General features: G+C 70.5%; 20 protein-coding genes. All 20 read right to left on the bottom strand.

The window, feature by feature from the left end; genetic code table 11:
* Positions 1-62: 62 nt before the first annotated feature.
* The 20 genes from ACZK39_RS01470 to ACZK39_RS01565 all read right to left on the bottom strand — a co-directional run bounded on the left by ACZK39_RS01470 (position 63) and on the right by ACZK39_RS01565 (position 20,051).
* Positions 63-983 carry an RluA family pseudouridine synthase gene (locus tag ACZK39_RS01470; protein WP_459054210.1) on the bottom strand — a complete coding sequence of 307 codons (921 nt, stop codon included), beginning with the start codon at positions 981-983 and terminating at the stop codon, positions 63-65.
* Positions 980-1,525, bottom strand: coding sequence for a signal peptidase II (gene lspA, locus ACZK39_RS01475; RefSeq protein ID WP_370585723.1), 546 nt, complete (start codon positions 1,523-1,525; stop codon positions 980-982). The genes ACZK39_RS01470 and lspA overlap by 4 nt, the downstream gene beginning before the upstream one ends.
* A complete protein-coding gene (locus tag ACZK39_RS01480; protein ID WP_182782619.1) occupies positions 1,489-1,914 on the bottom strand; it encodes a TraR/DksA family transcriptional regulator in 426 nt (141 codons plus the stop codon). Before ACZK39_RS01480 ends, lspA begins: the two co-directional genes overlap by 37 nt.
* A 268-nt stretch (positions 1,915-2,182) precedes the next feature.
* Positions 2,183-3,124 carry a DivIVA domain-containing protein gene (locus tag ACZK39_RS01485; protein ID WP_182782618.1) on the bottom strand — a complete coding sequence of 314 codons (942 nt, stop codon included), beginning with the start codon at positions 3,122-3,124 and terminating at the stop codon, positions 2,183-2,185.
* A 111-nt stretch (positions 3,125-3,235) separates the two neighbouring features.
* A complete protein-coding gene (locus ACZK39_RS01490; protein ID WP_463612292.1) occupies positions 3,236-3,520 on the bottom strand; it encodes a YggT family protein in 285 nt (94 codons plus the stop codon).
* A 3-nt stretch (positions 3,521-3,523) separates the two neighbouring features.
* Positions 3,524-3,976, bottom strand: coding sequence for a cell division protein SepF (locus tag ACZK39_RS01495; protein WP_182782637.1), 453 nt, complete (start codon positions 3,974-3,976; stop codon positions 3,524-3,526).
* A 107-nt stretch (positions 3,977-4,083) separates the two neighbouring features.
* Positions 4,084-5,223, bottom strand: coding sequence for a cell division protein FtsZ (ftsZ, locus tag ACZK39_RS01500; protein WP_463612293.1), 1,140 nt, complete (start codon positions 5,221-5,223; stop codon positions 4,084-4,086).
* Between the two features lie 109 nt (positions 5,224-5,332).
* The gene (locus ACZK39_RS01505; protein ID WP_463612294.1) at positions 5,333-6,370 is read right to left on the bottom strand and encodes a hypothetical protein; all 1,038 of its coding nucleotides are present in this window, start codon (positions 6,368-6,370) and stop codon (positions 5,333-5,335) included.
* Positions 6,367-6,975 (bottom strand): ATP-binding cassette domain-containing protein, encoded by a 609-nt coding sequence (locus ACZK39_RS01510; RefSeq protein WP_463612295.1) that lies wholly within the window; start codon positions 6,973-6,975, stop codon positions 6,367-6,369. Before ACZK39_RS01510 ends, ACZK39_RS01505 begins: the two co-directional genes overlap by 4 nt.
* Positions 6,966-7,637 (bottom strand): hypothetical protein, encoded by a 672-nt coding sequence (locus tag ACZK39_RS01515; RefSeq protein ID WP_463612296.1) that lies wholly within the window; start codon positions 7,635-7,637, stop codon positions 6,966-6,968. The genes ACZK39_RS01510 and ACZK39_RS01515 overlap by 10 nt, the downstream gene beginning before the upstream one ends.
* Positions 7,638-7,640: 3 nt before the next feature.
* Positions 7,641-8,210 carry a hypothetical protein gene (locus ACZK39_RS01520; protein WP_463612297.1) on the bottom strand — a complete coding sequence of 190 codons (570 nt, stop codon included), beginning with the start codon at positions 8,208-8,210 and terminating at the stop codon, positions 7,641-7,643.
* Positions 8,211-8,289: 79 nt separating this feature from the next.
* Complete coding sequence (locus tag ACZK39_RS01525) at positions 8,290-9,018, bottom strand: cell division protein FtsQ/DivIB (RefSeq protein ID WP_463612298.1); 729 nt, start codon at positions 9,016-9,018, stop codon at positions 8,290-8,292.
* A complete protein-coding gene (gene murC, locus ACZK39_RS01530; RefSeq protein WP_463612299.1) occupies positions 9,015-10,466 on the bottom strand; it encodes a UDP-N-acetylmuramate--L-alanine ligase in 1,452 nt (483 codons plus the stop codon). The genes ACZK39_RS01525 and murC overlap by 4 nt, the downstream gene beginning before the upstream one ends.
* Positions 10,467-11,558, bottom strand: a complete 1,092-nt coding sequence (gene murG, locus ACZK39_RS01535) for an undecaprenyldiphospho-muramoylpentapeptide beta-N-acetylglucosaminyltransferase (protein WP_463612300.1) — start codon at positions 11,556-11,558, stop codon at positions 10,467-10,469.
* Position 11,559: 1 nt separating this feature from the next.
* Positions 11,560-12,792 (bottom strand): putative lipid II flippase FtsW, encoded by a 1,233-nt coding sequence (gene ftsW / locus ACZK39_RS01540; RefSeq protein ID WP_182782608.1) that lies wholly within the window; start codon positions 12,790-12,792, stop codon positions 11,560-11,562.
* A 16-nt stretch (positions 12,793-12,808) separates the two neighbouring features.
* The gene (murD, locus tag ACZK39_RS01545) at positions 12,809-14,278 is read right to left on the bottom strand and encodes a UDP-N-acetylmuramoyl-L-alanine--D-glutamate ligase (RefSeq protein WP_463612301.1); all 1,470 of its coding nucleotides are present in this window, start codon (positions 14,276-14,278) and stop codon (positions 12,809-12,811) included.
* Complete coding sequence (mraY, locus tag ACZK39_RS01550) at positions 14,260-15,330, bottom strand: phospho-N-acetylmuramoyl-pentapeptide-transferase (RefSeq protein WP_182782606.1); 1,071 nt, start codon at positions 15,328-15,330, stop codon at positions 14,260-14,262. Before mraY ends, murD begins: the two co-directional genes overlap by 19 nt.
* Positions 15,327-16,760 (bottom strand): UDP-N-acetylmuramoyl-tripeptide--D-alanyl-D-alanine ligase, encoded by a 1,434-nt coding sequence (locus ACZK39_RS01555; protein WP_463612302.1) that lies wholly within the window; start codon positions 16,758-16,760, stop codon positions 15,327-15,329. Before ACZK39_RS01555 ends, mraY begins: the two co-directional genes overlap by 4 nt.
* Positions 16,738-18,294, bottom strand: coding sequence for a UDP-N-acetylmuramoyl-L-alanyl-D-glutamate--2,6-diaminopimelate ligase (locus ACZK39_RS01560; protein WP_182782604.1), 1,557 nt, complete (start codon positions 18,292-18,294; stop codon positions 16,738-16,740). The genes ACZK39_RS01555 and ACZK39_RS01560 overlap by 23 nt, the downstream gene beginning before the upstream one ends.
* Positions 18,294-20,051, bottom strand: coding sequence for a peptidoglycan D,D-transpeptidase FtsI family protein (locus tag ACZK39_RS01565; protein ID WP_463612415.1), 1,758 nt, complete (start codon positions 20,049-20,051; stop codon positions 18,294-18,296). The genes ACZK39_RS01560 and ACZK39_RS01565 overlap by 1 nt, the downstream gene beginning before the upstream one ends.
* Positions 20,052-20,224 lie beyond the last annotated feature (173 nt).

Here is a 20,224-nt window from a genome sequence, read left to right on the forward strand (position 1 = left end):
AACCCTACCGGAATGGGTGCCGTGGCGCAGCGGAGGTGGCGCCAACGACACCACAGGCGGGCTCAGCCCTCGCGGACGATGTCCAGCGCGCGACTGAGGTCCGGCGGATACGGCGACCGGAAAGTGACCTGCTCCCCTGAGGTCGGGTGGGTGAACCCGAGCTCGACGGCGTGCAGCCATTGGCGCACCAGCCCCAGCCGGGCCGCGAGCACCGGATCTCCACCGTAGAGGGGATCGCCCGCGCAGGGATGTCCGATGGCGGCCATGTGGACCCGGATCTGGTGGGTGCGCCCGGTCTCCAGGTGGATCCGGAGCAGGGTGGCGGAGCGGTGTGCCTCAATGGTCTCGTAGTGCGTCACGGAGTGGCGGCCCCCCTCGACGATCGCCATCTTCCAGTCCGACCCGGGATGGCGTGCAATGGGGGCCTCGATGGTGCCCTCGAAGGGATCCGGATGCCCCTGGACAAGGGCGTGATAGGTCTTGGCGACGGTGCGGTCGCGGAACGCCTGCTTGAGCACGCTGTAGGCGATCTCGGACTTGGCCACCACCATCAGACCGCTGGTGCCCACGTCGAGGCGTTGGACGATCCCCTGCCGCTCCGCGACACCCGAGGTGGAGATCCGCACCCCGGCCGCCGCCAGGTGCTCCACCACAGACGGCCCGTCCCAGCCGACGGTGGGGTGCGCCGCCACGCCCACCGGCTTGTCGACGACCACCAGGTCCGAGTCCTCGAACACGATCCGGACCCCGTCTGCCAGGTGGGGGGAGACCCGCACCCCGGCGGGGGCCGCATCGTCGGCCAGTTCCAGGAGCTCTCCGCCGGATACGCGTTGGGACCCTTTGGCCACCAGCACCCCGTCGAGCTGCACTCCCCCGGCCTCGATGATCGACTCGATGCGGGACCGGCTGTACCCGGAGACTCGGGCGGCCGCGGCGTCGATCCGCTCGCCGGCGAGTGCGTCCGGGACGATGAAGACGCTCACGCGTCCGCCTCGGCGGCCTGCTTGGCCTCCGCACGCTCGTCGCGGAATCCACCGATGACGATGAGCGCGGCCGCGGCGGTGATGCAGACGTCGGCGACGTTGAAGATCGCGCCGAAATACTGCAGCTGGAACATGTCGATGACGTGTCCGCGGAGGAACGAGGGCGGTTGTGTGATGCGGTCCACCAGGTTTCCGGTGATGCCGGCCAGCAGCAGGCCCAGCGCCACACCGTGCCACAGCCTGGTGATCCGGGGCAGAGCAACGACGAGGCAGGCCGTGAGGGCCACGATCGCGAAGATGGAGAACACGATGGTGGCCTGCGCCCCCATGCCGAAGGCGGCGCCAGGGTTGCGGATGAGGTTCAGCTTCAGCAACTGGCCGACGAATTCGACCGGTTGGCCGGGCTCGAGGAAAGCCACGCTGGCGATCTTGACGAGCTGATCCACACCGAGGCCGAGGAGCCCGATGCCGACGGCGATCCGCCGGATGCCGCGGCGTCGGGGGGTCAGCGCCGTTCCTCGCGCTGCTTGCAGGTGACACACATGGTGGCGCGGGGGAACACCTGAAGGCGACCCTTGCCGATGGGGTTGCCGCACACTTCGCAGTTGCCGTACTCGCCGCTGTCGAACAGGTGGATGGCCAGCCTCAGCTGCTCGGCCATCTCACGCACGTTCTGTGCCAGCGACAACTCCTGATCCCGCTCGAAGTTGCTGGAGCCGACGTCTGCCGGATCTCGTCCGGCGCCGTCTGTGCCGCCCTTCAGGAGCGCCTCCAACTCGGCTTCGGTGACCTCGATCCGGCGTTCGAGCCGCTCCAGTTCGTCCTGAAGTTCGGCGCGCTGCTCTGCGACCTCTTCGGGCGTCCAGGGCTCCTCTCCCTCGAGGACCGGCAGCACCGCGTTGGGGTCTGCGGCTTTCTTCGACGTGGGCATTCTGTGCTCTCCTGTCAGGGCTGTTCGGGAAGGGTACACCACCGGCCGGTCAAGTCAACAGGCCGACGCCCGTGGGCGCCGGCCTGTGTGGTGATGCTGGGGTGACTAGTGGTTATCACCGTTAGTTCGTCGGGGGGATGGGTGGTCCAGGTGCGTGCAGTGCAAGGCGGAGGAGTGAGGCGATGCGGGGGTATCGTCGATCGACGACAACGAAGGAATGTGCGTGCCTGGGCCGGCTAGACCCCCGGTGACCTAGCGGTGATGACCACTAGCCCTGATCGCCGCCTGCCAGCGCGTCGAGTCGCGGGGTGCCGGACTGCCCCTGGGCGAGCTCGGGCACGTCCTCCGGCTCCGACTTCGCCCCGTCCAGGGTGCTCATGAAGCGGTGCAGGACACTGGACATGTTCTCGCGGAAGCTGGCTTCGAAGCCGCGCAGGTGGTCCACCTTGGTGGTGAGCTCGCCCTGCTCGCGCTCCAGGTCCGCGAAGAGTTCGCGACGACGCTCGGCCGCCTGGTGGTCCACCGCAGCGGCGCGCGTGGAGGCTTCGTGGGTCATCTGCTCCGCGTTGACGCGGGCCTCGGACTCGATGCGCTCGGCCTTGGTGCGGGCATCGGTCTTGATCTCACCGGCGCGCTGTTCAGCCTCATCCAGCTTGCGCTGAGCCTCCACCTGGGCCTCGTTGACGAGTGTGGTGGCCTGCTCTGTGGCCATCTGCAGCAGGCGGGTGACCGCGGGCGCGGCCTCGGCGCTGGAGGTGACGGTGAGGTGCTCGGCGCCGCCCACGGAGGTGACACGCTCGGAGCGCAGCCTGTCGTACTCGGAACGCACCTGCTCCAGCTGGTTGCGCAGCTGCTCGTTCTCTGCCGTGAGCTCGCGGATCCGCTGCTCGGAGGCCGAGAGCGCTGCGTTGGCGTCTCCACCCTCGCTGAGGGCGCCGTTGAGCCGGTCCACCTCTGAGCGCAGGGACTCGATCTCGCGGTCCTTCTCCTGGAGCGCTGGCCCCGCCGAGGCTTCGTCGCCGCCCGAGACGCTGGCCTGCTGAACCGACTCGAGCTCGCGGCGCATGCGCTCGCGCTCCTTGTCGAATTCGTCGAAGGTCAGCTCCACCTTGTCGATGAACGTGTCAACGTCACCCACCTGATAGCCGGTCTCGCCACGGCGCGACATGCGGAAGCGGATCTGGCGAACCTCATCCAAGGTCAGGCTCATTGTTGCTCCAATAGATCGAAAGGAATCGGGCCGGACAAGCCCGGCTCAGTTTCAGGCTAGCGTAGCGCTTCGCGCCTGTGCCAACAGCTAACGGACGGGTTCAACCTTCTGTTAGAAGGGAATGAATCCCACGAATGACTGCAGGATCTGCAATCCGATGAACAACACCAGCACGCTGAGATCCAGCGACACGTTGCCGATGTGCACCGGCTTGATCACCTTGCCGAGCGCCTTCACGGGCGGGTCGGTCAGCGTGTAGACGAACTCCACGATGACGAGGATCAGCCCCTTCGGGGTCCACTGGGGCGCGAACATGGGGATCCATGAGAGGAGCACCCGGGCCAGCAGCACCCAGATGTAGAGGCCGATCAGCCACCAGAGGATGTAGGCGACCACGGGTCAGCTCTGATTGAAGAAGCCACCGGTTGCGATGCGCTCCTTGTCTTCAGGCCCTACCACAAGGTTGTGCGGGCACAACAGGAACACCTTGCTGGAGACGCGCTCGATGTTTCCGCGCAGACCGAAGATCAACCCCGCGGCGAAGTCCACCAGCCGCTTGTCGTCGCCGTCTTCCATGTCCGAGAGGTTCATGATCACTGGGATCCCGTCACGGAAGTTCTCCCCGATCACCCGGGCCTCGTTGTAGGAGCGGGGCCGGACGCTGACGATGCGGCTGAGATCGGCCACTTCCTTCTGCGCGGCCGGCGGCACCACGGTGGGGCGGCGCGTGGGAAGTGAAGCCACCTTGCTCATCTCTTCGCTCTCCTCATCCACGTAGACGTCGTCGGTGAGCTCCGCGTCGTCGTCACGATGGTCCTCGTCACGATAGCGGCCGTCCTCGACGAGACCCATCCACGCGGCAAGCTGTCGAACGCCCACGGTGCCTCCTTCATAGATATGGGAACGAGGCTAGCGCCCGTTTGCAACTGTGGGGCGGGCGACGCACCGAAGCGCGCCGATCACTTCATGAAGTCGGGCACGTCCAGGTCGTCGTCGTCCATCGGGCGGGGCGAAGGCTGCGCCGTCGGTGCGGGGCGCTGGCCAGGCATGGGGCTGACCTGCGGCGCGTGGCTGACCGGAGGCTGCGAGGAGGGGCGCGACGGCTGGCCCGCACGCTGCTCGACCGGGCGGGCCTGGCGCTTCTGGGGCTGGCCACCGTCGAAGCCGGCGGCGATGACGGTGACCCGTACCTCGTCGCCGAGGGCGTCGTCGATCACGGTGCCGAAGATGATGTTGGCCTCGTCGTGCGCGGCCTCCTCGATCAGCTGGGCCGCGGCAGAGACCTCGAACAGGCCCAGGTCCGAGCCGCCCGCGATCGACAGCAGGACGCCGTGTGCGCCATCAATGCTGGCTTCCAGGAGGGGGGACGAGATGGCCATCTCGGCGGCGGCGCGGGCGCGGTCCTCGCCGCGGGCCGAGCCGATGCCCATGAGGGCGGAGCCGGCCTGGCTCATGATCGATTTGACGTCCGCGAAGTCCAGGTTGATCAGGCCAGGGGTGGTGATGAGGTCCGTGATGCCGGAGACGCCCTGCATCAGCACCTGGTCGGCCTGCTTGAACGCGTCCAGAATGGCCACCTGGCGGTCCGTCATCTGGAGCAGCTTGTCGTTGGGGATGACGATGAGGGTGTCCACCTCTTCGCGCAGCCCCTCGATCCCGGTCTCGGCCTGGGAGGAGCGGCGACGGCCCTCGAAGGAGAAGGGGCGCGTCACCACGCCGATGGTCAGCGCACCCAGCGAGCGGGCGATCTTGGCCACGATGGGCGCGCCGCCGGTGCCGGTGCCGCCGCCCTCTCCGGCGGTGACGAAGACCATGTCGGCGCCCTTGAGCGCCTCCTCGATCTCATCGGAATGATCTTCGGCGGCCTGGCGGCCCTTCGACGGGTCTGCCCCGGCGCCGAGCCCGCGGGTGAGTTCGCGGCCGATGTCCAGCTTCACGTCGGCGTCGCTCATCAGCAGCGCCTGCGCATCCGTGTTGATTGCGATGAACTCCACACCGCGGAGCCCGGCCTCGATCATGCGGTTGACGGCGTTGACGCCGCCGCCCCCGACGCCGACGACCTTGATCACCGCGAGGTAGTTCTGAGATGCGCTTGCCATGCCCCGAAGGCTATGGGAGCGCCACGTCCAGCGTCCAACGCCACGTCGGAATCGTTCAGGATTGACCTCAAGTGCTACTTCAGGGTTGAGACATCGGCGCGCCGACGCTTCACCCCACCCGCGCGCGAAGGTAGTTGTCCAAGGGCCGACGGCGGTGCCAGCCGAGCGACAGAGCCGCCGCCAAGCTCGCCCCCAGGGGCGCCGACAGCGCGATCGGCAGCAGCTCGGCGAGCGGCACAGCGGCCGCCGCGGACCACCGGAAGGCGGCGGCGATCACCAGGATCGACCCTCCCAGCGCGGCACCGGCGGTCCCCCATGCCAGGGACTCGATCAGCGACTGGGCCGCATGGGCCGCCGCCGGGACCCCCGCTGCCCGAGCGGAGATGGCTTCGACCGCCCTAGCCCGCCAGGAGAGCCACCCGACGACGGCGCCACAGATCAGCGCGAGCAACCAGGCATAGGCGCGGACACCGCCCGTCGGCGCGCTCAGCACCCCGCCGGCGGCCGGATTCAGCGGCGTCACGGCCAGGTTCGCGTCCTCGGTGGACGCCAGCGCCACCACCGTCAGCCATGAGGGGGCCTCGCGCCTCGGGTCCGCGAGCCGGACCCAGCACTGGTCGGCGACGTCGGTCAGGCCGCCCTGCACGATGCCGGCCCCGACAGGGGATCTGCGTCCGTCCTCGGGCCAGGCGAACGTCGCGTCGACGGGGGTCAGGTTGCCCTCCATCATCAGGCGGGCGCCCAACGCATCGCTGAGTGCCGACGCCGCCACCACCGACGCGGCACCTCCGGTGTGCCACTGGATCCAGGAGCGCGAGGCCGAGAAGAGCTCCAGGTCGTGGGCGGGCAGGACGGTGAGGGCCACGGCCCCCTCGCGGCGCACGGCGCCCGACGCCTCCACCGCGGACGACCCACGCAGAGCGTCGCAGCGACGCACGTCGATCGCGCCGGGTGCCTCGACGATGACGACGTCGCCGCCCATGGCGACGTAGCGCTGCTCCTCCGCCTGGATGACCCAGGACTCCTCCATGGCCACGAGCCCGAGGACCGCCACGATGACGGCCACCGCGAGGCTGAGGGGGACGGCGTGCGCGGCCCCGGTGATCAGGTTGACGCGCGCCTCGCGCGCCACGAGCCGGGCCCTCACCCGTCCCCCGACGGTCCCGACAAGCGGACGGCCTGGCCACAGGCGTCCGCCACTCGTGGGTCGTGGGTGGCCACGACGAGGGTGGCGCCCAGGTCCGTGACGCGACGCAGCGAGGCGACCACCGACATGGCGTTGCCGGCGTCGAGGGACGCCGTCGGCTCGTCGGCGAGGATGAGGTCGGGTTGCTCGGCCATGGCGACCGCCAGCCTGATCCGCTGCGCCTCGCCGCCGGACATCTCAGAAAAGGGTCGGTGCAGCGCACCGTCGAGTCCCAGCGTCGCGGCGATCCGTTCGGCCTCATGCCAGCCCGTCCTCAGGTCGGCGCCGCGTGCCCACCAGGGCAGCGCGATATGGTCGACGACCGTCCGCGGACCAACGCCGTGGGGGGTCTGATGGACCAGGCTGACCCTCGTCGTAGGCGGGATCTCCACACTCCCCTCGATCGGAGCCAGCGTTCCGGCAAGGATGCGCAGCAGCGTGGACTTCCCGCTCCCGGACGGACCGACCACGGCCACGCTCCCCTGCTGCGGTACCGAGAACGAGACGTCCCGGAACAGCCACGCATCGCCGAATCGGTGCCCGAGCGCACGCACGCTCACGGGCATCGCGACGCCACATCGGGGTCGAGTCGAACGGCGGATGGTGCCGATCCGCCCGGGAACTCCACGAGTGTCCTGCCCAACCTGGAGCTCACCACCGCGACGGACAAGGCGGTTCCCGAGTCCGAGATCACGCAGGGCGCAGCCGTGCCGGGCAGGACGGCGGATGCGGGGACGACCCCGACCTCCAGCGTCTCCGCCAACCGATACGTGCCCACGATGGGCACCTGCCCACCGGTCAGCCTCCACTGGGAGTGATCGGCCACGGCCGCGCCGCGGTCCAGCCTGCCCACAGGTGTCGTCCACGGCAGCTGCGTAGAGAGCGCGACGGTGGTGGTCGTGCCCACGGCGGACCGCACCCGGAACACGGGAGCCGCGGACGCCAACTGCAGGCCGGGTTCGCAGGCGGTCCAGATGAGGATCCCCTCCGCCCGGGCGTCCACGGCCAACTCCGGACCCTGGGTGACGGTGAGCGTCACCTGGCGCGCGTCGTCGAAGCCCTCCGGGCTGACGGCCACCGAGTCCGGCCTCGACGACACCGCCTTCGCCTGCCGCCCGACGACCATCGCCCCCACCGCCACGGCGGCGCCGGCGAGGACCGCCGACAGCAGCATCAACAGCACCACCACCGAGCGGGCCGGCGGCTGGGCCCCGGCGGGGCGCGTCACCGGCTACTCCCCCTTGGGCAGAGCATCGCCCAGGGTGAGGCAGTCCAGGTAGAGCTGGAGTCCGGGCCCGTACGCCGTGTCGGCGGACGTCTGGTCGCGCTCCAGATCCGCCACGCTGTAACCCTCGCCGACGACGCCCATCCGCTTGAGGCACCGGACCGTGACCTCCGGCTGGGAGTCTCGCGCCGGATTACCACGAATCTGCACGAACCAGGGCTCGATGATGTCGATCGTCCCTGGGCGACAGGTCTCCGCCGCCTGGTCCGCGTCACCGCTTCCCGTGCTGAACCCCGCGAACTGGCCGTGGCTCTCCGTCATCTCGATGGCGACGCCGAGTCCATCCATGCACTCCTGGAACGCGGCGAACGCCTCGCGGAACTCCGCTTCGGTGATGGCACCGTCGCTCAGGATCTCGCGCTCCAGCGGCGAGGTGGCCTCCTCGGCCGCCCGAATCACATCCTCGCGCCATGCCGACGGCTCCGGCTCAACGGTGGGCGAACACCCTCCGACGAGGAGCAGAGCCGCGAGCGGGAGGAGCGCCAAGCGCCAGGTCAGCGACGCACTCCTCGTCATTGCATTCATTCGACCCCCGCGGTGAATTTTCGACGCGACATTGCATCGTGACGCACCATAACAGGCGGGGTGGGTCACTTCACTTGGTGGTGGGGTGGCGGGGGGCCGAAACGTCGTAGACCTCCGCCTCCACCGACGCCAGCAGCGCCGCAGCCACCTCCGCCTTGAGCTCGGACTCCTCCGCGCTCCCCCACACCAGCGTCCGTCCCCCGTCGAGGGTGAGCGTGATCCGGTCCACCGCCTCCGCCGTCATCCTGCGCACCGCGGGCAGCAGGTCCTCGGGCACGTGCGCCGCGACGACCGCGACATCGCGCAGGAGCCGTTCGTCGGTGCTGCTGGTGGTGACCTGGACGGTGCCCGGGCGCGGATCCGCGGTGCGGTGGAACACCACGCCGTCGGCATCCACCCAGTCCCACTCGCCCTCCCGCCTCCGCTGGAACGCGACCTCCCGCTCGGTCACCTCCACCGCGACAGTGTTGGGCACCCGCCGCGACACCCGCACCTCGCGCACCGGGGTCAACGCCCGGACCCGCTCGGTGATGGCGGCCACGTCCTGGCGCATCAGCGGCACGCCCAGCTCGACGCCGGCCGCGGCAGTCACCTCGTCGACCGTGAGCAGCGAGGTGCCCTCGACGACGACGGCGCGGGCCTCGAACACCGGGGAGAAGAACGCCAGCCAGCCACCCGCGAGCAGCAGGACCACGGCCGCAGCCAGCGAGCCGCGGATGATCCAGCGGCGGCGCCGCTCGGAGGTCCGCTTCTCCTGCAGCGCCTTGGCGAACTCCCCCGGCGGCAGGGCCTCCGTCACGACGTCCGGGCGTCCGGCCGCTGCTTCAACAGGTCCGCGAGCAGGGGGCCGACGATGGTCACGTCGCCGCAGCCGAGCGTGATGATGAGGTCTCCGGGGCGGGCGATCTCGTCGAGGGCGGCGGGGAGGTCGTACTTCTCCTTCACGTAGACCACGTCCTTGGCGCCGTGCCGGATGGCGGCGTCCACCACGAGCTCGCCGGTGACGCCGGGGACGGGATCCTCGCGGGCGCCGTCGACGTCGTTGATCACCGCGACATCCGCCAGCGTCATCACCTGCCCGAATTCGTCCGAGAAGTCCAGGGTGCGGCTGTAGAGGTGCGGCTGGAAGCAGGCGATGAGGCGGCCCTGGAGCCCGGTGGCCTCGTTGCCGGCGGCCGTGGCGCGGCGGGCGGCCGTCAGCGCGGCGCGGATCTCGGTGGGGTGGTGCGCGTAGTCGTCGTAGACGCGGATCCCTGCGGTGTCGGTGATGAGCTGGAAGCGGCGCAGCGTCCCCTCGAAGCGCCCGAGCGCGTCGAGGGCCTCCTGGTGGCTGAGCCCCAGGATGCGGCCCACCGCGTAGGCGGCCGACGCGTTGGCGAGGTTGTGGTTGCCCGGCACCTGCAGCACGATCCGGCCGGACTCCTCGCCGGAGGTGAGGGTGGCCGCGACACCGTTGCCGTGCGCCTGCACGTCGGTGATCCGCACGTCCGCGTCCTCGGACTCGCCGTAGGCGATGATGTGCTTGGCCTCGCCGACCAGGTCGTGGGCCAGCGCCCGGGAGCCCGGATCGTCGACGTTGATCACCACGTGCTGGACGTGCGGGCGGGTGGCGTAGGCGCGGAAGCCGTCGGCGTAGGCCTCCGGGGTGCCCCAGTTGATGAGGTGGTCCGCCTCCACGTTGGTGATGACGGCGATCTCGGTGGGGTACTGCAGGAAGGACGCGTCCGACTCGTCGGCCTCGACGACGAACGCCGGCCCGGATCCGATGGCGGAGCTGGCGCCGGTGGTGGACAGCGGGGCGCCGATCACGTAGCTGGGGTCCCGTCCGGCCTCGCTCAGCATGACGGCCGTCATGGCGGTGGTGGTGGACTTGCCGTGGGTGCCGGAGACCGACACGCCGCGCTTGCCCTGCATCAGGGCGGCGAGCGCTGCGGAGCGGTGCCAGATCCGCAGGCCCCGCCGTCGGGCCTCCACCAGCTCGACGTTGTCCGGCCGGATGGCCGAGGAGATGACGACGGTGCGGGCATCGCCGAGCTGCGATGCGTCGTGGCCCACGTAGGTGGTGACGCCGGCGCGGGCCAGGCTCCGCAGCGCCGTCGAATCCGAACGGTCAGACCCGGAGGTCTTGATCCCCAGCTCGGCGTAGAGGCGGGCGACGCCGCTCATGCCTGATCCGCCGGCGGCGATGAAGTGGACGGGGCCGACCTGATCGACCGGGACGACCTCAACGGGATTGAGGAGCATCACTCACACCTTTCCGTCTGAGGCCACCGCGAGGACGGCCTCTGCAAGCACATCGGCGGCGTCCGACGGGTACATCCCGCGGCACGCCTCTGACATGGCGGCCAGCCGCCCGGGATCCCCGAACGTGTCCAGCACCAGCGCGGTCAGTCTACTCGGCGTCAACTCGTCGTCCGACACGAGGAAACCGGCCCCCGCCGCGACGAGCTCGGCGGCGTTGCGCGCCTGCTCACCGTTGCCGTAGGGCAGCGGGACGAAGATCACCGGCACCCCGGAGACCGCGGTCTCCATCACGGTGCCCGCCCCGGCCCGGCCCAGCATGAGGTCCGCGGCGGCGTAGGCCAGGGCCATGTCATCGACGAACTCGACCGGGAGGTAGACCGCGCCGGAGGTACCGTGGACGGGCACCAGGTCCGGGGTGAAGTTCTTCGGCCCCAGCGCGTGCAGGATCTGGATGCCGGCGGCGAGGATGGCGTCCCTGGCCTCGGTCACCGCGACATTGATGCTCCGCGCACCCTGCGACCCCCCGCTGACGAGCAGGGTGGGGCGGTCCGGGTCCAGCCCGAACGACACCCTCGCCTCCGCCGGGTCGACGGTGGGGTGTGTGATGGAGCGGCGCATCGGCATCCCGATCAGGCGCGCGCCCTTCATGGTCGTCTCCCGGAAGGTGGTGCCCACGAAGCGGGCGAACCGGGCGCCGATCCGGTTCGAGATGCCCGGCAGCTTGTTCGCCTCGTGCACCACCACCGGCACGCCCGACAGGCGGGCGGCGAGGTAGGCCGGGATGGACACGTAGCCGCCGAAGCCCACCAGCACGTCGGCGCGCGCGTCGGTGAGGACACGGCGGGCCTGCCGCACGGACCGGGTGAGGGTGACGGGCAGCTTGAGCAGGTCCAGGTTGACGGTGCGCGGCAGCGGGACCGGGTCGATCAGGCGCAGCTCGAGCCCGGCCTCCGGGATGACCCGGGTCTCGAGCCCCTTCGCGGTGCCGACGCAGACGATCGACACCTCCGCCCGCTCCTTGATGGCGTTGGCCGTGGCGATCAGCGGCGAGGTGTGCCCCGCCGTCCCGCCGCCGGCCATGACGATGCTGGGCATCTCAATCCTCCTTGGTGGCAGCCATGACGCTGGTCATCCGGGGCCGCGCCTTCCTGGAACGGGAGGCGATGAACGCCCGCGCGTCCGGTGTGTCGCGGGCGAGCGCCAGCAACACCCCGACCGCCATCAGGCTGGAGAGCAGCGCGGATCCGCCGTAGGAGACGAACGGCAGCGGCACGCCGAGGACGGGAAGCAGGTGCAGCACGACGAAGATGTTGATCACGGCCTGCACGAGGAACCAGCCGGTGATACCCGCGGCCACCACCTTGTTGAACATGGCATCCGAGCGGATGGCCACCTCCAGGCCGGCCCAGCCGAGCAGCGCGAACAGGGCGATGATGAGCAGCACCCCGAACAGGCCAAGCTCCTCGCCGATCACCGCGAAGATGTAGTCGGTGTGGGCGCCGGTCTTCAGGCCGCCCCACTTCTGCTTGCTGGCCCCCAGCCCCAGCCCCCACCATCCGCCGGAGGCCAGCCCGTACAGAGCCGCCATGGGCTGGGAGGAGAGGTCCGTATTGGACTCGGGGTTGAGGAAGATGCTGATCCGGTCCATGCGGTTGCCGGAGCCGTAGACCAGCAGGCCGACGAGGCCGAGCGCCAGGGCGCCGAGCGGCACGAGCACTCGCATCGAGGTGCCGACGAAGAAGAGCACCATCACGAGGATGGCGCCGATGATCAGGCCGGTGCCGAGGTCCCGGCCCGCCAGCACGAGCGCGAGGATCAGGCCGCCGAGGGGCACCAGGGGGATGGCCAGCTGGGCGGGCTCGTGCAGCCGGCCACGCTTGATGTGAAACACCGCCCCGCACCACACCACCAGGGCGAGTTTGGCGAACTCGGAGGGCTGGAACTGGAATCGCCCGAAGGCCAGCCAGTTTCGGTTGCCGTTGATCTCGGCGCCCATCACCACCACCAGGATCAGCAGCACCACCGCGAGCGTCCAGGCCGGCCAGGCCAGCCGTCGGAGGTAGTCGGGCTTGAGCCTGCTGAGCACCACCGCGGCGGCCACGCCGACGACGAGGAACTGCAGCTGCCGAATGATGAAGTAGTAGGGGCCGTCCTCGGTGGCCTGGGCCAGCACGGAGGAGGCCGAGAGCACCATGAGGGAGCCGACGAGCACGAGGACGGTGACGCTGGCCACGATGAAGTAGAACGGTGCCATCGGGGAGGCTGCCAGGGCCTTGGCCTCGGACCAGAGGCTGACCGGCCGGGCGGGAGACGCTGCGTCGGACGCCATCAGGTGCTCTCCTCCCCTACCCGGCCAGGTACCGCTGGACCGCCTCGGCGAACTTCTCGCCTCGTGCTGAATAACTGTCGAACATGTCGAGGCTGGCGCAGCCCGGGGACAGGAGGACGGTGTCCCCCGGCCGGGCCATGGCGCCCGCCAGGGCCACCACCTCGTCCATCACCCCAGTCTCAGTGCTGTCCAGCACCCGCACGGGGACCTCCGGCGCGTGTCGGGCAAGCGCGTCGGCGATGAGGTGCCGGTCCACGCCGATGACCACGGCGCCGCGCATCTTGTCGTGGTGGCGGGCGATCAGGTCGTCGAACGTGGTGCCCTTGGCCTGGCCGCCCGCGATCCACACGAACGAGGGGAAGGCCTGCATGGCGGAGTTGGCGGCGTGGGGGTTGGTGGCCTTCGAGTCGTCCACCCAGCGGACCCCGCCGTCGTCGGCGATCTGCTGGATCCGGTGCCCGCCCAGCTGAAGTCGCTTCAGGCCGGCGGCCACGGAGGTGGCCTTGACCCCGTAGCTGCGCGCCAGCGCGGCCGCGGCGAGCGCGTTGGCCACGTTGTGGGGGGCGTAAGGCTGGACATCCGAGACCTTGGCCAGCTCCAGGGCCGAGTCGCGGCGCTGAGCCACGAACGCGCGGTCCACGATGAGGTCGTCGACGATCCCGAGCATCGAGACCGCGGGGGTGCCGAGCGTGAAGCCGATCGCGCGGGCGCCCTCCACCACGTCGGCGTTCTCCACCATGGTCTCGGTGGCTTCCTCGGCCACGTTGTAGACGCAGGAGTGGGTGACACCGGAGTAGATCTTGGCCTTGTCCGCGGCGTAGAGCGCCATGGCCTCCGGGTCGCCCTCGTACCACTCGAGGTGATCCGGGTGGAGGTTGAGCACCGCGGCCGAGTGCAGGTTCACGTTGTTCATCCAGTGCAGCTGGAAGCTGGACAGCTCGACGGCGAACACGTCGTAGTCGGTGTCGTCCAGGATGGCCTCGATGATGGGCCGGCCGATGTTGCCCACCGCGGCGGCCTTCCTCCCGTCGGCGATCAGCATGGATTCCAGCATCTGGGTGGTGGTGGTCTTGCCGTTGGTGCCCGTGATGCCGAGCCACGGGATGGCCCGGTCCGGCTGCATCATCCGCCAGGCCAGCTCGGTCTCGCCCCAGATCGGGATCCCCTCGGCGGCCGCCTGCCCCAGCAGCAGCGCGCTGGGCCGCCAGCCCGGGGAGGTGACCACCAGGTCCGTGCCCGGCGGCAGCTGCGCGGTGGCGCCGGGGCCAAGCACCACCGTCGCGTCGAGGTGCTCCAGCAGCGTGGCCTTGTCCGCGTGCGCCGTCGACTCGTCCAGCACGATCACCTTCGCGCCCAGCGAGATCAGGCCGTCCGCGGCGGCGAAGCCGGAGACGCCCAGCCCGGCCACGACCACCTGCGCGGAGGGCCAGTCCGAGAGCCGGGTGGCCTCGGTCATCCAGTGCTTCGTCACTGACCCACCACCCATTCGGCGTAGAAGATGCCCACGCCCAGCGCCACGCAGAGCCCGCCGATGATCCAGAACCTGATCACGACGGTGACCTCATCCCAGCCGAGCAGCTCGAAGTGGTGGTGGATGGGGGACATCTTGAAGATGCGCTTGCCCTTGGTGGCCTTGAAGTAGCTGACCTGCAGCGCCACCGATCCCACCTCGATCACGAACAGCAGGCCGAGGATGACCAGCAGCAGCTCGGTGCGGGTCATCATCGACAGGCCGGCCAGCGCGGCGCCGATGGCCATCGAGCCGGTGTCGCCCATGAAGATCTTGGCCGGCTTGGCGTTCCACCAGAGGAACCCGAAGCAGGCGCCGGCGAAGGCCACCGCCACGACGGCCAGGTCGTGCGGGTCGCGGACCTCGTAGCAGCGGGGCCCGGCGGTGGAGGTGCGGGCGCACCACTGGTTGAACTGCCAGATGTTGACGATGGTGTAGGCGGCGAACACCAGCGTGGCGCTGCCGGCGGCCAGCCCGTCGAGGCCGTCGGTGATGTTGACGGCGTTGGACCAGGCCATGATGAGGAAGATGATGAACGCCACCGCCACCACCAGCGGCAGGGTGAGCCATGGGACGTCGCGGAGGAACGAGATCGCGGGCGACGCGGGCGTCAGGCCCCGCTCGTCGGGGAAGTTCAGGGCGAGCAGCGCGAAGACGCCGCCGATGAGGAACTGGCCGAGCAGCTTCCCGCGCGGGGTGAGCCCCAGGCTGCGTTCCTTGGAGATCTTGGACCAGTCGTCGAGGAAGCCGAGGAAGCCCATGCCGACGGCGAGGCCGAGCACCAGGATCCCGGACAGGCTGGGCGCCTGCCAGCGCACCAGGTGGGACAGCGCGTAGGCCAGCACCGCGGAGCCGATGATGATCAGGCCGCCCATGGTGGGGGTGCCGCGCTTGACGTAGTGGGCCGTGGGCCCGTCCTCGCGGATGAACTGGCCGTACTGGCGGCGGGTGAGGAACTTGATCAGCATGGGGGTGCCCACCATGGCGAACAGCAGGGACAAAGCCCCCGCTGTGAGGATGTTGATCACTTGACGCCTCCGTTTCCGTCAGCCAATTCGGCCGCGACGGTTTCCAGTCCGACGCCGCGGGACCCCTTGATGAGCACCACGTCGCCGGGGCCAAGGCTAAGGGAACCGGCCACGTTTTCCCGATCCGAGACCCGTGCCGGTAGTCCCTCGGCGGCGGCGCCGGCCACGACATGCCCGGCCAGGTCCCCCACCGCGACCACCTCGGAGATGCCGAGATCGGCGGCGAGCCGGCCGAGTTCCTCGTGCAGCTGCGGCGCGAGGGGCCCCAGCTCCAGCATGTCGCCGAGGACGGCGATCACGCGCGCATCGGGATGCTCGGCGCGGGTGCCCTGGCGCAGCTCGACGGCGGTGCTGAGGGCCACGGCCATCGAGTCCGGGTTGGCGTTGTACGCGTCGTTGAGGATCAGGACCCCGTCGGCGCGCGGGTGCAGCTCCATCCGCCAGTTGGAGCGGGGCGCCGCGCCGGACAGCGCGGCGGCGATCAGCTCGAGGTCCAGCCCGACTGCGAGGGCGGCCGCCGCAGCGGCCAGCGCGTTGCCCACCTGGTGGCGCCCGATGACCCGCAGGGTCACCGGCGCGGTTCGCTCGCCCGCGCCGTCGTCGGCCACCAGCTCGAAGCCTGCCTGGCTGAGGGCGTTGAGGGAGACGTCACGTGCCGTGACGCGCAACTGCCCGGCGGGGAGTTCCCCCTCGCCGAACCAGGCGATGCGGGCGCGGGTCCGGTCGCGCATCGCGGCCACGGCCGGGTCGTCGGCGTTGAGAACGGCCCAGCCGTCCTCGGCGAGGTCCGCGACGATCTCTGACTTCGCCTGCGCGGTGGCCTCCAGGCCGCCGAACTCCCCGACGTGGGCGCGGCCCACGTTGAGGCAGACGCCCACGTCCAGCCCCACCAGCGAGGTCAGCCACGCGATGTGCCCCACCCCGCGGGCGCCGAGCTCGGAGACCAGGTAGGCGGTGTCGTCGCCGACGCGGCAGGCGGTCAGTGGGACCCCCACCTCGTTGTTCTGGGAGCCGACGGGGGCGACGGTGGGGCCGGCGGCCTCGAACACCTGCGCCATGAGGTCCTTGGTGCTGGTCTTGCCGGAGCTGCCGGTGACGCCGATGCTGACCATGCCGCGGGCGCGGGCCTCGCGGACGATGCCGCGGGCCAGCCAGCTGAGCGCGGCCACGGAGTCCTCGGCCAGGATGTGCGGGACGGGCGCCTCGGTGACCGTCATGCCCAGCACGCCCCCTGCGCCTGACCGGGCGGCGGCCGCGGCGTAGGAATGGCCGTCGACGCGCTCCCCGGGGATGGCGACGAACAGGGCACCCTCGGTGGCCTCGCGGTTGTCGATCACCACGGCGGGCCCCACCACGGCGTCCTCCCCCACGAGTTCGACGGGGGCGGGCTGCATCAGGTCGACGAGTTCACTCATCAGGCGGGGCCTCATGGGTGGCTCCTTCCTGCCTCAGGCGGCGCCAGGCACGCGTCGCTTCCTCCACATCGTCGAAGTCGACGACGCGGTCGGCCAGAATCTGGCCTCGTTCGTGTCCCTTGCCGAGGATGGCCACCACCGTACCGGCGTCGGCGCCCCGGAGCGCTGCTTCGATGGCGGCGCGTCGGCCGGCCACCTCGAGCACGCGGGCGCCGTCGCGTCGGGCGGACTCGGCGCCTGCGAGGGTCTGGGCGCGGATGAGGGCGGGGTCCTCGGTGCGCGGGTTGTCGTCTGTGACGATGGTGAGGTCGCTGCCGCGCGCGGCCGCGGCGCCCATCTCCGGCCGCTTGTCCGCGTCGCGGTCCCCGCCGCAGCCGAGCACCGTGACCACCCGCCCCAGGCCGGCCAGGGACTCGACGGCCGCACCCACGGCCTGCGGCGTGTGCGCGAAGTCCACCACCACCAGCGGAGCGTGCGGCCCCAGGTCCACGCGCTGCATCCGCCCCGGCACCTGGGCGCGGCGCAGCCCGGCCAGGGCGGCGTCGGCGGGGACCCCCACCGCCTCGAGCATCGCGAACGCCACCGCGGCATCGATCATGTTGTAGGCCCCGGGGAGGGTCAGTTCGAGTTCCAGCCGCTCCCCTTCCCTGGTGAGGCTCGCTCGGCCGCCCAATGGGGCGACGCCGCGGTAGTCCGAGAGCACGTAGTGGGCATCCGGGGTGCTGCCGACGGTGATGAGGCGGCTGCCGCCGTGGCTGGTCACCCTCTGGGCGATCTCGCGGCCCTTGGGATCGTCGATCCAGACCACGCTCGCCTTCGCCCGGCCGGGGGCGAACAGCGCGGCCTTGGCCTCGAAGTAGTCCTCCAGGCTGGGATGGAAGTCCAGGTGGTCGCGGCCGAGGTTGAGGAAGCCGGCCACGTCGAACTCGATCCCGTCCACGCGGCTGAGCGCCATGGCGTGGGAGCTGACCTCCAGGGCCACCGAGTCCGCTCCGCGCTGCTGCATGACCGCCAGCAGCGCCTGCAGGTCCGGCGATTCGGGGGTGGTGACCGTGGTGCGGGCGGTCCGCAGCTCCTCGTCGCCGAGCCGGAAGCCGATGGTGCCGATGGTGCCGGCCAGCCGTCCCGCTGCCGCCAGGCCCGCCTGGAGCAGCGCCACGGTGGTGGTCTTCCCGTTGGTGCCGGTGACGCCGAACATGGTCATGGCGCGGGCGGGCTCGCCGTAGAACCTGGCGGAGATCACGGCCGCTGCATGCCTGGGCTCCTCGGTGTAGAGCACGGGGACGCCCAGGGCGAGATCGCCCCCGCCCCCGTGGTCCGTGAGGATGGCGGCAGCGCCGGCAGCGACCGCGGCGGCGGCGAACGCGGCCCCGTGCGTGCGGGTGCCGGGGAGTGCCACGTACAGCCAGCCGGGTTGCACGGCCCGGGAGTCAAGGGTGACCCCCGCCACCGCGACATCGCCCTGCGCGTCGCCCAGCAGGCCCAGCCCGGCGGCGAGCACCGCGAGCGGCGCCGGCGGCGTGGTCGCGGGGCGGAGCGTGTGGTTCATTACTCGAACGTTAGCGGGATCTCGGGCGCCGGCGTCGTCGACGGGGCGACGTTGTAGCGCGGGAGTGCGAGCTCGAGGATGTCGTTGACGGCCGGCAGGGCCAGGCGGCTGCCGAGGTTGCCGTTGGTGGGCTGATCCAGCACCACGTAGACCAGGATCTGGGGGTCCTCGGCGGGTGCGACGCCCACGAAGCTGGCGGTGAAGCCGTTGTAGCACTTGCAGGAGGGGTCGAAGCGCTGGGCGGTGCCGGACTTGCCTGCGGTGCGGTAGCCGGGGATGGCACGGTTTTCGTTGAGGGTGATGACCGATTCCATCATTGCCAGCGCGGTGTCCGCGGCCTCCTCGGAGACCACGCGGCGGGTGACGGGCTCGGGCAGCTCGACGGGGGTGCCGTCGGCCTGCGTGCCGGACTTGAGGATGGTGGGCTGGACGTAGACGCCGCCGTTGGCGACGGTGTTGACGGCCGCGGCCATCTGGATGGCGTTGACCGACAGGGCCTGGCCGAAGGAGATCTGGTCCCTGGTGTAGTCCGCCATGTCGGCGCCGGGCAGGCTGCCGGAGGTCTCGCCGGGGAGGCCGACGCCGGACTTGGTGCCGAGGCCGAATCCGGCGAGGTACTCGGCCAGCGTGGCCTTCTCCATCTGCCGGGCCAGCAGGATGGTGCCGATGTTGGAGGACTGCGCCACCACGCCGGCGCCGGTGAGCTTGATGCGGCCGTGATCGAAGGAGTCGCGCACGTAGCCGGCGCCCGAGGCGATCCGCTCCGGCACGACCACCTTCGTGGTGGGCGTGACCAGGCCTTGGTCAGCCAGGGCGGCCATCGTCAGGACCTTCTGCACCGATCCGGGCTCGTAGGCCTCCGTGACGGCGCGGTTGCCCAGGTCGGAGGTGTCCGCGCGCCCGGGATTGGCGGCGTCGTAGCCGGGTCCGTTGGCCAGCGAGAGGATCTCGCCGGTCTTGACGTTCATCACCAAGGCCTTGCCGGTGGTGGCGCCCGCCTGCTTCACGTACTCGGCCAGGATCTGCTCGGTCATCCAGTTGAGGTCCGAGTCCAGCGTCGTCTGGTAGGAGTTGCCGTCGACGGCCGGGGTCATGATGTTGGTGCCCAGCGGGATGCGTCCGTAGGTGGACCAGTCGTAGACCATGCTGCCGGCGGTGCCGTTGAGGTCCGCGTTGAGCGCGTACTCAAGCCCGGCGGCGCCCTCGCCCTCACCGTTGACGAAGCCCACCACGTTGGCGGCCACCGAGCGGTTCGGGTAGACGCGGATGGGGTCCGGGTCACCGAAGACGCCCTTCCAGGGGCGGCTGCCGTCGCCGCCGAAGCCTTCCTTCATGTCCTTCTGGATGGCGGTGTAGGTTGCGGCCGGCACCTTCCGCTTCACGATCTCGTAGAGCGAGTCCGGCGTGTTGATCAGCTTGAGGTAGGTGGACTTCTGCCCGCCGAGGTGCTCGACGAGGATGTCGGCCACTGCGCTGGGCGCGGCTGCGGCCTCCTCCTGTTTCTTGGCGCTCATCGCGTAGCGCTTGTCCGCGCCGTTGGTGCGGATCATGTCCGGGTCGATCGAGACGATCATGGCGGGCTCGGTGGCCGCCATCACCGCCCCGTTGCGGTCGGTGATGGTGCCGCGGGTGGCGGGCAGGTCCCTGGTGGACTTCATCTTGGCAGCGGCCTCCGCCGCGAACGCCTGGGCGTCGATCCCCTGCAGCTGGACGGCGCGCACGCCGGCGATCCCGAGCAGGACCGCGAGCGTCACCATGAACACGCGGATCCGGACGCTGGTGCGTCCCACCGGGAGCCGCAGGGTCTTGCGGTATCGCCGAGCCTCGGCCCGACGGCTGGGCGCGCCCGGGCGCGACGACGAGGCTCGCTTGGCAGACGACCTGCCGGCGGGCTTGGCTGCCGGGCGCGCGGCGGAGCGCTGGGTCGGGT

This window comes from Tessaracoccus luoxuelianae (assembly GCF_055326245.1).